At 62.1% G+C, this 13,711-nt stretch carries 9 protein-coding genes; 5 read left to right on the top strand and 4 right to left on the bottom strand.

What is annotated here, in order from left to right:
• Positions 1-60: 60 nt before the first annotated feature.
• The 5 genes from ACSQ26_RS27785 to ACSQ26_RS27765 all read left to right on the top strand — a co-directional run bounded on the left by ACSQ26_RS27785 (position 61) and on the right by ACSQ26_RS27765 (position 6,286).
• Complete coding sequence (locus ACSQ26_RS27785) at positions 61-1,071, top strand: carbohydrate ABC transporter permease (RefSeq protein WP_436014720.1); 1,011 nt, start codon at positions 61-63, stop codon at positions 1,069-1,071.
• Positions 1,071-2,216 carry a carbohydrate ABC transporter permease gene (locus ACSQ26_RS27780; RefSeq protein ID WP_436014718.1) on the top strand — a complete coding sequence of 382 codons (1,146 nt, stop codon included), beginning with the start codon at positions 1,071-1,073 and terminating at the stop codon, positions 2,214-2,216. Before ACSQ26_RS27785 ends, ACSQ26_RS27780 begins: the two co-directional genes overlap by 1 nt.
• A gap of 31 nt (positions 2,217-2,247) precedes the next feature.
• Entirely contained in the window at positions 2,248-3,900 is a 1,653-nt protein-coding gene (gene bglA, locus ACSQ26_RS27775; protein ID WP_436015500.1) for a beta-galactosidase BglA, read from the top strand.
• A 24-nt stretch (positions 3,901-3,924) separates the two neighbouring features.
• Positions 3,925-4,932, top strand: coding sequence for an ABC transporter ATP-binding protein (locus ACSQ26_RS27770; protein WP_436014716.1), 1,008 nt, complete (start codon positions 3,925-3,927; stop codon positions 4,930-4,932).
• Between the two features lie 187 nt (positions 4,933-5,119).
• On the top strand, positions 5,120-6,286 hold the full coding sequence (locus ACSQ26_RS27765; protein ID WP_436014714.1) for an aminotransferase: 1,167 nt from the start codon (positions 5,120-5,122) through the stop codon (positions 6,284-6,286).
• A 35-nt stretch (positions 6,287-6,321) separates the two neighbouring features.
• On the opposite strand, the gene ACSQ26_RS27760 is transcribed toward ACSQ26_RS27765, so the two are convergent.
• From ACSQ26_RS27760 to ACSQ26_RS27745, 4 genes are all read right to left on the bottom strand, one after another.
• Entirely contained in the window at positions 6,322-7,857 is a 1,536-nt protein-coding gene (locus ACSQ26_RS27760; protein WP_436014712.1) for a trimethylamine methyltransferase family protein, read from the bottom strand.
• Complete coding sequence (locus ACSQ26_RS27755; RefSeq protein WP_436014710.1) at positions 7,850-8,692, bottom strand: isocitrate lyase/PEP mutase family protein; 843 nt, start codon at positions 8,690-8,692, stop codon at positions 7,850-7,852. Before ACSQ26_RS27755 ends, ACSQ26_RS27760 begins: the two co-directional genes overlap by 8 nt.
• Positions 8,693-8,760: 68 nt before the next feature.
• Positions 8,761-11,211, bottom strand: coding sequence for a GcvT family protein (locus tag ACSQ26_RS27750; protein WP_436014708.1), 2,451 nt, complete (start codon positions 11,209-11,211; stop codon positions 8,761-8,763).
• Positions 11,208-13,655, bottom strand: a complete 2,448-nt coding sequence (locus ACSQ26_RS27745) for a GcvT family protein (protein ID WP_436014706.1) — start codon at positions 13,653-13,655, stop codon at positions 11,208-11,210. Before ACSQ26_RS27745 ends, ACSQ26_RS27750 begins: the two co-directional genes overlap by 4 nt.
• Positions 13,656-13,711 lie beyond the last annotated feature (56 nt).

Here is a 13,711-nt window from a genome sequence, read left to right as displayed (position 1 = left end):
CACCGGCGAGGGACGAATTTCGCCATTCGGCGGCGATTGGGACAGGGGAGGGAACCAGCGATGCAGCAGCTTCTGTACGCCATTTTCACGATGGTGGCCGGGGTGATTGGTTGCGCCATCTATTTCTTCGGCAGCAACTTTATTCTGGACATGATCTTTCCATCAAATGGCAGCGATGCCGCCAAAGCCGGGCGCAACATACGCCGGGCAAACATGATCCGGCCGTGGCTCTTCCTCGGCCCGGCGCTCATCGCGCTCATCTTGTACCTCGTCTACCCGGTCTTCGACTCCATCCGCCTGTCGTTCAGCGATCGAACAGGCACCCACTTCGTCGGGATATCCAACTACGTCTGGATGTTCGGCGACTCCCAGTGGCGGGAATCGATGTTCAATAATCTCATGTGGCTGCTCGTCGTACCCGCAGCCGCCACCTTCTTCGGCCTGCTCATCGCCGTGCTGACCGACCGCATCTGGTGGGGCAATATCGCGAAATCGCTGATCTTCATGCCGATGGCGATCTCCTTTGTCGGCGCTGCCGTGATCTGGAAATTCGTCTACGACTACCGTGACGCCGCCACCGCCCAGATTGGCATATTGAACGCGCTCGTTGTCTATTTCGGCGGCGATCCGCAGGCCTGGATCACGATACCTTTCTGGAACAACTTCTTCCTGATGGCGATCCTCGTCTGGATCCAGACGGGCTTTGCCATGGTCATCCTGTCGGCAGCCCTTCGCGGCATTCCCGAGGAAACGATCGAGGCGGCGGTCATCGACGGCGCCAATGGCTTCCAGATCTTCTTCAAGATCATGGTGCCGCAGATCTGGGGCACGATCGCCGTGGTCTGGACCACGATCACCATCCTCGTCCTCAAGGTCTTCGACGTCGTGCTCGCCATGACCAATGGCCAGTGGCAAAGCCAGGTGCTCGCAAACCTGATGTTCGACTGGATGTTCCGCGGTGGCGGCGACTTCGGCCGAGGTGCCGCGATCGCCATCGTCATCATGGTCCTCGTCATTCCGATCATGATCTGGAACATCCGCAACGCACGCAAAGAGATGGAGGGACACTGATGACCGGGACCAAAAGCTCTCCCCTCATGTGGGTGGTTCATCTCTCCGTACTTCTGATCGTCGTCCTTTGGACGCTGCCCACCGCCGGCCTGCTGATCTCGTCGCTGCGCGACAAGAACCAGCTCGCCAGTTCGGGCTGGTGGACGGCACTGTCGACTTCGACCCAGAACGTCGTCTTCCGCGCCCCGGGCTCCGATGCTCAGGTCGAGAAGGATGGCAAGTTCGTGATCTCGGGCAATGTGCTCGAAGCGCGCGGCGGCCAGGTCAGCGCCTGGGGCACCACACCCACCAAACCGTCGGAATTCCAGCCCGGCCAGTCGACGACGCTTCGTGAAGGCTCGACGCTGACGGTCCAGGCCGACGGCGCGTTCGAGATCGTGTCGCCGACCAAGCTCGAGGGCAACCGCGGCCAGCGCATCGCCTTCGTCGCCTCGATCCCGCCGCGTTTCACGCTCGACAATTACCGGGAAGTGCTGTCGGCCCAGGGCATCGGCACGTCCTTCATCAACTCGCTGACGGTGGCAATCCCCTCGACGGTCATCCCCATCCTGGTCGCAGCCTTTGCCGCCTATGCGCTCGCCTGGATGAAATTCCCCGGTCGTGCCCTGATCATAGCCATGGTCGTCGGTCTGCTCGTCGTGCCGCTGCAGATGTCGCTGATCCCGCTGCTCAAGATGTATAACGGCGTCGGCAATATTTTCGGCGTACCGTCCAAGACCTATCTCGGCATATGGCTGGCGCATACCGGCTTCGGCCTGCCACTCGCCATCTACCTGCTCCGCAACTATATGGCGGGCTTGCCGAGGGAAATCATGGAATCGGCCCGCGTCGATGGCGCCACCGATTTCGAAATCTTCCTCAAGATCGTGCTGCCGCTGTCCTTCCCGGCACTCGCCTCCTTCGCGATCTTCCAGTTCCTGTGGACCTGGAACGACCTGCTTGTCGCCATGGTCTTCCTCGGCGCCGGCAACGAAGAGCTGGTGCTGACCGGACGCCTCGTGAACCTGCTCGGCTCGCGTGGTGGCAATTGGGAAATCCTCACCGCCTCGGCCTTCATCACCATCGTGGTTCCGCTTCTCGTGTTCTTCACGCTGCAACGGTTCCTGGTGCGCGGCCTGCTCGCAGGCTCGGTGAAGGGCGGCTGACGTGAACCAGCATATCGTGGGGCAGACGACGATGAACCAGGCAAGCCCGATCTCTCCGATGCCGGACAAGGATTGGTGGCGCGGCGCGGTGATCTACCAGATCTATCCGCGCAGCTACCAGGACTCCAATGCCGATGGCATCGGGGATCTCAGGGGCATCACCGCGCGCCTGCCCCACATCGCAAGCCTCGGCGCGGACGCGATCTGGATCTCGCCCTTCTTCACCTCGCCGATGAAGGATTTCGGCTACGATGTCTCGGACTATTGCGACGTCGATCCGATCTTCGGCACGCTGGATGATTTCGACCTACTGATCGCCGAATCCCACCGCCTCGGCATCAGGGTGATGATCGACCTCGTGCTTTCTCATACATCGGACCTGCATCCCTGGTTCGTCGAGAGCCGCTCATCGCTGACTAATCCCAAGGCCGACTGGTATGTCTGGGCCGATCCCGCGCCCGATGGCACGCCGCCGACCAACTGGCTGTCGATCTTCGGTGGCTCAGCCTGGCAATGGGATACAAGGCGGCTGCAGTATTTCCTGCACAATTTCCTGACCTCGCAGCCGGACCTCAATTTCCACAATCCCGAGGTCCAGGACGCGCTGCTCGACGTCACCCGCTTCTGGCTGCAGAAAGGCGTCGATGGCTTCCGCCTCGACACGATCAATTTCTACTTCCACGACAAGCACCTGAGGCACAATCCGGCGCTCGCGCCAGAACTGCGCAATGCCCAGACCGCACCTGCGGTCAATCCCTACAACCATCAGGAACATCTCTACGACAAGAGCCAGCCCGAGAACCTTGAATTCCTCAAGCGCTTCCGCGCCGTGCTTGATGAGTATCCAGCCATCACCGCCGTCGGCGAAGTCGGCGATTCCCAGCGCGGCCTTGAGATTGCCGGCGAATACACGTCCGGCGGCGACAAGGTGCATATGTGCTACGCCTTCGAATTCCTGGCGCCCGACGCGCTTACGCCTGTTTTCGTCAAGGCGACGCAGGAGAAATTCCAGCGCGTGGCGCCCGAGGGCTGGGCCTGCTGGGCATTCTCCAACCACGATGTGATGCGCCACATTTCCCGCTGGGGCTCGAACGTCCACGACGTCGCGGGCTATGCGAAACTGCTCTCGGCACTGCTGATGACGCTGCGCGGCTCGGTCTGCATCTATCAGGGCGAGGAACTCGGCCTGCCCGAAGCAGATCTCGCCTTCGAGGACCTGCAGGATCCCTATGGCATCCAGTTCTGGCCCAACTACAAGGGCCGCGACGGATGCCGTACCCCGATGGTGTGGGAGAAGGCGGCGCCGAATGGCGGCTTCTCACTGGTCAAGCCCTGGCTGCCGGTGCCCGCAAACCATCTCGACCTCGCGGCGGATGCGGAGAACGGCGAGCCGTCGTCGATTCTCAATCAGTACCGGCAGTTCCTCGCGTTCCGCCGGCGGCATCCCGCCTTTGCCAAGGGCGAGATCGAATTTCTCGAAGCCGGCAACGAAGTGCTGAGCTTCACGCGGATGCACGGCAACGAAGTTTTGCTCTGCATATTCAACATATCGGAACACTCGGTGGTGGCGGCGCTGCCCGAGGGTAGCTGGGAAACACTGGACGGACACGGTTTTCAGTCCGAGCAGAATGAACGGAACATAAGTCTATCGGCCTGGGGCGCATGGTTCGCCCGCAGGACGTAAGAAATCGGTGAGGAGGGAATGAGCATGTCAGGAGTTGTTCTGAAGGACGTCAAGAAGTCCTACGGCGCGGTACACGTCATCCATGGCGTGGATCTCGAAATAGAGAAGGGCGAGTTCATCGTCTTCGTCGGCCCATCTGGCTGCGGGAAATCGACGCTTCTGCGCATGATCGCAGGCCTTGAGGATATCTCGGGCGGCGAGATGCATATCGATGGCGTGCTGGTCAACGACGTGCCGCCATCCAAGCGCGGCATCGCCATGGTATTCCAGTCATATGCGCTTTATCCGCACATGACGGTCTATGACAACATGGCCTTCGGCATGCGCATCGCCAAGGAACCGCAGGCCGAGATCGACAAGAAGGTGCGTTCGGCCGCCAATATCCTGCAGCTCACGAACTATCTCGAGCGTCTCCCGAAGGCACTGTCTGGCGGCCAGCGCCAGCGCGTCGCCATCGGCCGTTCGATCGTGCGCAACCCGAAGGTGTTCCTGTTCGACGAGCCGCTCTCGAACCTCGATGCCGCGCTCCGCGTCGCGACCCGCATCGAGATCGCCAAGCTGCATGAGAGCATGGACGATGCGATCATGATCTACGTCACCCACGATCAGGTCGAGGCGATGACGCTCGCCGACCGCATCGTGGTTCTCTCGGCCGGCAAGATCGAACAGGTCGGATCGCCGCTCGAACTCTATGAGCACCCGCAATCGCTCTTCGTCGCGGGCTTCATAGGTTCGCCGAAAATGAACCTGCTGACCGGCAAGCACGCTGATCCGTTCAACTGCACCACCGTCGGCGTCCGCCCCGAACACCTGACCGTGGTGGACGGCGGCGGCACATGGAGCGGCAAGGTCATCCACACCGAAAAGCTCGGCGCGGATTCCTTCCTCTATGTCGACATGGGCCTCGACGAGCCGATGACCGTACGCGAGAACGGCACGACGAAATACAATGCCGGCGATACGGTCTCGGTCATCCCGATGGATGGCAAGGTCCACCGCTTCGGCCCGGACGGCCGGCCGGCTACGGCCTGATCCGCGCGACTCCTCAGGTCCGGATGACTTTTACGATTCTCCTCCCGGTCATCCGGGCCGCCCTCCCCGCCGCTGGCGGGGAGGGTTTTCGTTGTGTGCTTGGGAGAAAGATTGACGGACTTCGGAACATGGTCCAAAGCCAGATGCATAGATGGACCTGTCCTAATTCCGAAAAGAGAACGCCCGCATGGCTGACTTCAATCCCCTGATCGAAAAGCTTTCGCCGCCGCCGGTGCCGTCGGTGTTGGCATGGGGCCGGCAGTATGATGGTTCGCGCGGGCCGAAGATCGATCTCAGCCAGGCCGTGCCCGGCTATCCGCCGCATCCCCAGATGCTCGAATGGCTGGCGGAGACCGCGGGGTCGAAGGCCTATACCAGCTATGGCGCGATCGAGGGCGAGGACGTGCTGCGCAAGGCCTATGCCGCGCATGTCTCGGATCTCTATGGCGCGGGCATATCGGCCACAAACATCCACATCACCTCGGGCGCCAACCAGGCTTTCATGTGCATCGCAATGGCGGTGGCGAGCTCCGGCGACACGGTGGCCGTGACCAATCCGTTCTATTTCAACCAGGAAACCACGCTCGCCATGCTCGGCATCAAGGTGACGACGGTCGCCTGCGATCCGGCGAGCCGGTTCCTGCCCGACATGGCGGCGGTGAAGGCTATGCTGAAGCCGGGCGTAAAAGCCTTCGTGCTGGTGACGCCCAACAACCCGACCGGCGCGGTCTATCCGCCGGCGCTGCTGCGCGAGATTTTCGAGCTCTGCCGCCGGAACGGCACCTGGCTGATCGTCGATGAGACCTATCGCGACTTCCTGACGGATGACCAACCATTGCATGATCTCCTGTCCGTTCCCGGCTGGGAGGATGGGCTGGCGCTGACCTACAGTTTCTCGAAATCCTACTGCATTCCCGGCCATCGCCTGGGTGCGATCACCGCCGGCCCCATTATGGTCGATCAGGTCGCCAAGGTCATGGACAATCTGCAGATCTGCGCGCCCCGCGCCGCCCAGGCCGCCGTGGCCAAGGCCATCCCGGCACTTGCCGACTGGCGCCGCGCCAACCGCGCCGAGATCTCGGGCCGTGCCGAGGCGTTGAAGGATGTCATGTCGCGGCTGCCCAACTGGAAGATGGATGCGCTCGGCGCCTATTTCGCCTATGTCCGACACCCGTTTCCCGGCGTCAAATCCGAAGTGGTGGCAGAGAAACTCGCCCGCGAGGCAGGCATCGTCTGCCTGCCCGGCATCTATTTCGGCGAAGGCCAGAACAATCACCTGCGCTTCGCCTTCGCCAATGCCGATGCACCGACGATCAGACTGCTGGAAGAGCGCTTGAGAGACTTCAAGGTTTAGGTATAGATGGCCGGCTCACACCGACCGCTCCCAACTCAGCAGTAAATCTGCCACCGCTTGCGGATCGCCGCATCGGCCTCGAAATCGATCAACGACGGCGCGGCATCCGCCAGAATCTTGTTCTTCCGCTCGATCGCCTTCTGGATGAGGTCGGGCCGGCCGAGTTCGTTCCATTCCTTGGGGCTGGAGCGATTGGCGACGGCGGGGTAGATATATTCCGTCTGCATCAGTTCCAGCGTCTGGGGATGGCCGAGATAGTGGCCGGGGCCTTCGAGGCAGACCTGCCTCATCGTCTCGATCGACACCGAATCCTCGGTGACATCGATGCCGCGCACGCAGCGCTGCACCTGGCCGAGCAGGTCATCGCCGAGCACCAGCGATTCCAGGCAGAAGCCGAGCAGCGAGGCATGCATGCCGACCGATTCATAGACCATGTTGAGGCCCGAGAGGCCCGCGAGCACGTTGAGGATACCCTGCTCCCAGCCGGCCTGCATGTCGGGCAGCTTGGAGTCGGACATGCCGCCGGCAGCACCACCCGGCAGGCCGTAGAACTGGTGCATCTGGGCGCAACCGGCCGTCAGCAGGCCCTGTTCGCCCGAGCCGCCCGACATCGCGCCGGTGCGCAGATCGGAGACAAAAGGCCATGTACCGAAGATCGCCGGATGGCCGGGCGCGATCGAATTGACATAAACGACACCGGCGAGGCATTCCGCCACGGCCTGGACGATTGCAGTCGCCAGCGGCGCAGGCGCCGTGGCACCCGCCTGGCCGGCGGAGAGCAGCAGGATCGGCATGCCCTCGCGGATGCAATGCTCCATCGTCTGGCAGCTTTCGGTGGCGAATTTCATCGGCGGCACGACGAAGCAGTTCGAATTGGAGACGAAGGGACGCGCCCGCCACTTATTCTCACCGCCGGCGATCATGTGCAACATCTCGAAGCCATCGCCAACGAAGGAAGGATCGGAGAAGCTGGTGCCGACATGCTTGGTCGTTCCCGCGCAGCACGCATAAAGCGTGTTCATGTCCATCAGCAGATTGTCTTCCACGTCGCGGCAGACCATGGCGCGCTGGAAGAAATGCACGTTGTCGAGATGGTGGACGAGTTGCGAAGCCTGGAGCAGGTCCTTCGACGTCGACTCGCGATACTCGCGCTTCTCGACATCGACGATATGCACCGCCGCACCCGCAGTGCCGAAGTGAACCTTGGTGCCGCTCAGGTCGAGGTCGTATTTCGTTTCACGACCGTAAAGCGTGATGCCGCGCGCCGCCTTGGCCAGCATGTCCTCGACCAGTGCGCGCGGGAACCGCAGGCGGCCACCCTCACCGAGGATGGCGCCGGCCTTGGTCATCGCATCGATCCCGGTCTGCGGCGCCTGCGACAGGCCGATCACCTCGAGCGCTTCCAGCGCTGCCTCGTGGATGCGCTTGATACCCGCATCGGTCAGCGCCTTGTACTGGCCGCCGGGAAGGCCCGGACGAACCGGGCGCAGGTTTTCCGCCAGAGGTGCGGAGCGGGCGGCAACGCGGGCGGCACGGCCGCCAGTGCGCCGGTTCAGGACCATTTCATTCATTCTGGTTCTCCGTATTCGACCCGGCGATAAGCATGGCATCGATCTTGCTGCCCGAGGCCGCCGCTGAAAGTTTCGTGAAATCGCCATCTTTCATGATGGCATCCATCTGTTCCGCGATCGCCGCATGGGTGACACGGGCGATCATCGAGCCGAGCGAGATGCGGCGAGCACCGATGGCCGCAATCTCCTTGACCGAAAGCTTGGTCAGCGGCCCCGCCGCCAGCGCATTGACCGGCGCCTTCACCGAAGCGATGACGCGCTTCAGTTCCTCCGGGCCGGGCGGGACGGGAATGTAGACGAGACCAGCACCGGCCCGCTCAAAAGCCTGGATGCGGCGGATGCCCTCGTCGAGATCATAGACGCCGTTCATCACGCCGTCGGCGCGAGCGCAGAGCATGAAGGGCTGCGGCAGAGAGCGCGCGGCGTCCGCCGCGGCTCTGATGCGATCGACCGCGAACTCGAAATCGTAAGCCGGATTGCCGTCGATCATCTGCGTGTCTTCGATCGAGCAGCCCGACAGACCGGCTCGCGCCGCCAGCCGGATCGTCTCGGCGACATCGTCGGGCGCATCGGCAAAGCCATTCTCGAAATCGCCCGACACCGGCAGCGGCGTGGCGCGCACAATATCTTCGGCATGCTTCAGCGCTTCCTCGCGCGTGACCCGGCCCATATCCGGCCGGCCGAGCGTGAAGGCCAGGGCCGCGGAACTGGTGGCGAGCGCCACGGCGCCCGACGCCGCCATCATCTTTGCCGAGCCCATGTCCCACGGGTTCGGGATGACGAAGCAACCCTCCTGATGAAGTGCGTGAAATTTCCTGTGGCGTTCTGCGAGCATGATATCCTCCTATGGTTTGCGAGGATATGTGTAACGCGAATGCTGCCATATCATGTCAGGGGTCGAGATCATGCCCTCACCCTTTCCGACTTGGGATCATACATCGGCGCAATCGACGCCGTCGCCGAAAGGCGCGTGCCGGCGATCTCGATCTCGTATTTGGAGCCGAGTACATCGGCTTCGCTCTGGCCTTCGCATGGCATGTAGCCAAGGCCGATGGCGCCGCCGAGATGATGACCGTAATTGCCCGATGTGACGATCGACACGATCTTGCCATCGCGCACGATCGCCTCGTTGTGGAAGAGCAGCGGCTGGGCATCGTCGAGTTTGAATTGCAGCATGCGGCGCTTAAGGCCGGCCTCCTGCTTGCGCAGCACCGCCTCGCGGCCGATGAAGTCCTGCTTGTTGAGCCGGACGGCGAAGCCAAGACCGGCTTCCAGAACGTGATCCTCGTCGGTGATGTCATGGCCGAAATGGCGGAAGGCCTTTTCGATCCGGCAGCTGTCGAGAGTATGCAGCCCGCAGAGCTTGAGCCCGACATCCGCGCCTGCTTCTTCCAGCGCCTCGAACACATGAGCCGCCTGGTCGGAGGAGACATAAAGCTCCCAGCCGAGTTCGCCGACATAGGTCACGCGATGCGCCCGGGCGAGGCCCATGCCGACTTCGATCTCACGTGCTGTCGCAAAGGGATGGCTGGCGTTGGAAAAATCGTTGGGGCTGACCTTCTGCATCAGTTCGCGCGATTTCGGACCCATCACGCAGAGCACCGCCTCGCCAGCCGTGACATCGGTGATGACAACAAACTCGTCGGAGGTCAGGTTCTTCCTGAGCCATGCCAGATCGCGCTGCAGCGTCGCGCCGGGTACGACGAGGAAGAAGGCATTCTCCGAAAGCCGTGTGACGGTCAGGTCGCTCTCGATGCCGCCTTTGTGATTCAGCATCTGGGTATAGACGATGCGGCCTGCGGCGACATCCATCTGGTTGGCGCAGAGCCGGTTGAGGAAGGCGCAGGCATCGCGCCCTTCGACGCGGAGCTTGCCGAAGGAGGACATGTCGAACAGGCCGACACCGTTGCGCACGGCCAGGTGTTCGTCCCTCTGGTTTTCGAACCAGTTCTGCCGGTTCCAGCTGTATTTGTACTCGCGCTCCTGACCCTCTTTCGCGAACCAGTTGGCGCGCTCGTTGCCGGCGACCTCGCCAAATACCGCGCCGCGTGCCTTGAGATGTTCATGCAGCGGCGAGCGCCGCACGCCGCGCGCCGTCGCCATCTGGCGATAGGGAAAGTGGTCGGCATAGAGCAGGCCGAGCGTCTCGGAGACGCGTTCCTTGAGATAGGCGCGGTTCTTCTGGAACGGCTGGGCGCGGCGGATATCGACCTCCCAGAGATCGAAGGGCGGCTCGCCATCGTTCATCCACTGCGCCAGCGCCATCCCGGCGCCGCCCGAGGAGACGATGCCGATCGAATTATAACCGGCCGCGACCCAGTAGCCTTTCAACTCGGGCGCCTCGCCGAGATAATAGCGGTCATCGGGCGTGAAGCTCTCGGGACCGTTGAAGAAAGTGTGGATGCCGGCGGTTTCGAGCATCGGCATGCGTTTAACAGCCATTTCCAGGATCGGCTGGAAATGGTCGAAGTCCTCGGGCAGTTGGTCGAAGCAGAAGTCCTCGCGAATGCCGTCCATGCCCCAAGGCTTTGCCTTGAGCTCGAAGGCGCCGATCAGCATCTTGCCGGCGTCTTCCTTGTAATAGGTGCATTCATCCGGCACCCGCAACACGGGGAGCTGCTTGAGGCCGGGGATCGGTTCGGTGACGATGTAGAAATGCTCGCAGGCATGCAGCGGCACGGTGACACCGGACATATTGGCGAGCGTGCGGCCCCACATGCCGGCGGCGTTGACGACATTCTCGGTCTCGATCGTGTAGATCTCGCCGTCCTGCTCGCAGGTGACGCTTGAGACGCGGCCATCCTTCTGGTTGACCGCCGTGACCTTGACGCCCTCGATGATGGTTGCACCATTCTGCCTCGCGCCCTTGGCCAGCGCCATGGCGATATTGGCCGGATCGCACTGGCCGTCGAGCGGCAGATGGACCGCAGCCTTGATGTCGCCGATGTTGAGATGCGGGTACATCTCCTTGGCTTCCTGAGGCGAAATCTCCCGGACATCGATATCGAAGGCGCGGGCGAGGGAGGCCTGGCGGTAGATTTCCTGCTTGCGCTCCTCGGTCAGCGCCATGGTCATCGAACCATTCTGCTTCATGCCGGTACCGATGCCGGTCTCGGCTTCGAGCTTGACATAGAGATCGGCGGAATATTTCGCGAGCCGCGTCATGTTCAGCGAACCGCGCATCTGGCCGATCAGGCCGGCCGCATGCCAGGTCGTGCCACATGTCAGTTGCTTGCGTTCGAGCAGTACCACATCGGTCCAGCCGAGCCTAGCGAGGTGATAGGCCACCGAGCAACCCGAAACGCCACCGCCGATGATGACGGCGCGCGCCTTGGTGGGAATGGGCTTCTTCATGCACGTAGCCTTTCATTCTCGGGATCGAACAGCGGCTTGTCTTCCTGGACGATCGCCTTGCGCTTGTCGCCGAAGATTTCGACCTCGACTTCCGTGCCGGGCACCGCAAGATCGGCGCGCAGCATGCCGAGCGCGATGGATTTGGCCGTCCGGTAGCCCCAATTGCCCGAAGTCGTCTCACCGACCACTTGGTCAGCATGCCAGAGCGTCGACATGTAGGGCGCATCGCAATCGCCGGCATCGACGACCAATGTCACGAAGCGCTTGGTCACGCCCTGCTGCTTCTCGCGCTCCAGCGCCGGCTTGCCCTTGAAGCTGGGCTTCGACCAATCGACGAAACGCTCCAGGCCGCCCTGCAGGATCGTGTAGTCCGTGGAGAGATCGCCCTTCCAGGCGCGATAGCCCTTCTCGATGCGGAGCGAATCGAGCGCCTCCATGCCGAAAGGTTTCAGGCCATGCTTCTGGCCGGCGGCCCAGAGAGCGTCGAAAACGGTGCCCGTGTCATCCACCTTGGTGTGCAGTTCCCAGCCGAGTTCACCGGCAAAGGAAACGCGGACGAGTTGCAGCCATCGGCCAGCGATCTGACAGGACTGATGCGTCAGCCATGGCTTGCTCAGATCGGCGTCGGTGACTTCAGAAAGGATGTCGCGCGCCTTCGGCCCCGTGAGGATCTGGCAGGAGAACTGCTCGGTGACATCATCGATCGTGAAGCCGGCATCCTCAGGCAGATGCTTCTTCAGCCATTCGAAATCGTGCCACTGCGCGGTCGCCGCGGTGATCAGGAAGAAGAAATCCTCATCCAGCATCATGACCGACATTTCGGTGACAATCCGGCCCTTGTCGTCGGAGAAATAGGCCAGCCCGATGCGGCCCGGCTTCGGTACGCGGCCGGTGATCAGGCCCTTGAGCCATTCGGTCGCGCCCGGTCCCTTGATGCGGAAACGCGAGAATCCGGGAAGATCGAGAATGCCGGCAGTGTCGCGCACGGCGAGGCATTCTTCCTCGATGCGAGGCGACCACGGGCCGTTGCGGTTCCATGTCTGCGTCGCGGCTTCCGACGTATCGTCACCCGGCTTGGCGTACCACATGGCACGTTCCCAGCCGTTATAGGGCTTGAACTGCGCACCTAGCCCTGCAATCCGGTCGTGGATCGCCGAATGTTTCTGGTCGCGGCCGGCCGGCCAGTAGTGCTTGGGGAAATGCATGGCATATTCGTGACCATAGATTTCCACGCCCTTATCGATGCAATATTGCGGGTCTGTATAATTGGTGTAGCGGCGCGGGTCGCAGGACCACATGTCCCATTCCGTCTCGCCGTTCATCACCCATTCCGCCAGCACCTTGCCGGCTCCACCGGCCTGGCAGATGCCGAAGGTGAAGACGCAGGCTTCGAAAGCGTTGGGCACACCGGGCATCGGGCCGATCAGCGGATTGCCATCGGGCGCATAGGGAATCGGGCCGTTGATCATCTTGGAGAGCCCGGCGGTGCCAAGGATCGGCACGCGCTCGATCGCGTCGTTCAGATACCATTCCAGCCGCTCGAGATCGTCGGGGAAAAGCTGGAAGGAGAAATCCTCCGGCATCGGGTCGTCCCTGGTGACCCAATGCGCCTTGCAGTTCTTCTCGTACGGCCCGAGATTCATGCCGTACTTCTCTTGGCGGAGATAGTAGGAGCTGTCCACGTCGCGCAGCAGCGGCAGCTTGTGGCCGGCCTCCTTCGACCAGGCTTCGAGCTCCGGGATCGTGTCGAACAGCATATATTGGTGGCTCATCACCATCATCGGCACATCACGGCCGAACATCTTGCCGACTTCGCGCGCGTAGTAGCCGGCGGCATTGACGACATATTCGCAGCGCACTTCGCCCTTCGGCGTGACGATGACCCATTCGTCATTCTCGCGACGAACCGAGGTGACCGGGCAGAAGCGGACGACCTTGGCGCCCATGTCGCGCGCGCCCTTGGCGAGCGCCTGAGTCAACTGCGCCGGGTCGATATCGCCGTCGTTGGGATCATAGAGCGCGCCGGTCAGGTCATGGGTCTCGGCGAAGGGATAGCGCGACTTGATCTCGTCGGGCGACAGGATGTCGAGTTCCATGCCCTGATAGCGGCCCATGCCCACCACGCGCTTGAATTCCTGCAGGCGCTCCTTGGAGTGACCGAGCCGGATCGAACCCGTCACATGATAGTTCATGGGGTAATCAACCTCGGCACCAAGCCCGCGATAGAGGCTGGCCGAATAGCGCTGCATGTTCATCAGCGACCACGAGGACGAGAAGGTCGGCACATTGCCCGCCGCATGCCAGGTGGAGCCTGCCGTCAACTCGTTCTTTTCGAGCAGGATGCAATCGGTCCAGCCGGCCTTGGCGAGATGATAGAGGCTCGATGCGCCCACTGCGCCGCCGCCGATGATCACCACCGGTGCCGTTGATGGCAATTCTGACATTCAGACCTCCGAGAAACCCATGCGCAGCCGTCCCTGTCGTCCCGGCAACGGCGATG

It is taken from the genome of Rhizobium sp. LjRoot254 (assembly GCF_964254105.1).
GTDB lineage: Bacteria > Pseudomonadota > Alphaproteobacteria > Rhizobiales > Rhizobiaceae > Rhizobium_E.
This window is presented reverse-complemented; position numbering and strand designations above follow the sequence as displayed.

Coding starts and splice junctions, on each gene's coding strand:
- ACSQ26_RS27785 (WP_436014720.1), top strand. CDS start 61: ATGCAGCAGCTTCTGTACGCCATTTTCACGATGGTGGCCGGGGTGATT.
- ACSQ26_RS27780 (WP_436014718.1), top strand. CDS start 1,071: ATGACCGGGACCAAAAGCTCTCCCCTCATGTGGGTGGTTCATCTCTCC.
- bglA (WP_436015500.1), top strand. CDS start 2,248: ATGAACCAGGCAAGCCCGATCTCTCCGATGCCGGACAAGGATTGGTGG.
- ACSQ26_RS27770 (WP_436014716.1), top strand. CDS start 3,925: ATGTCAGGAGTTGTTCTGAAGGACGTCAAGAAGTCCTACGGCGCGGTA.
- ACSQ26_RS27765 (WP_436014714.1), top strand. CDS start 5,120: ATGGCTGACTTCAATCCCCTGATCGAAAAGCTTTCGCCGCCGCCGGTG.
- ACSQ26_RS27760 (WP_436014712.1), bottom strand. CDS start 7,857: ATGAATGAAATGGTCCTGAACCGGCGCACTGGCGGCCGTGCCGCCCGC.
- ACSQ26_RS27755 (WP_436014710.1), bottom strand. CDS start 8,692: ATGCTCGCAGAACGCCACAGGAAATTTCACGCACTTCATCAGGAGGGT.
- ACSQ26_RS27750 (WP_436014708.1), bottom strand. CDS start 11,211: ATGAAGAAGCCCATTCCCACCAAGGCGCGCGCCGTCATCATCGGCGGT.
- ACSQ26_RS27745 (WP_436014706.1), bottom strand. CDS start 13,655: ATGTCAGAATTGCCATCAACGGCACCGGTGGTGATCATCGGCGGCGGC.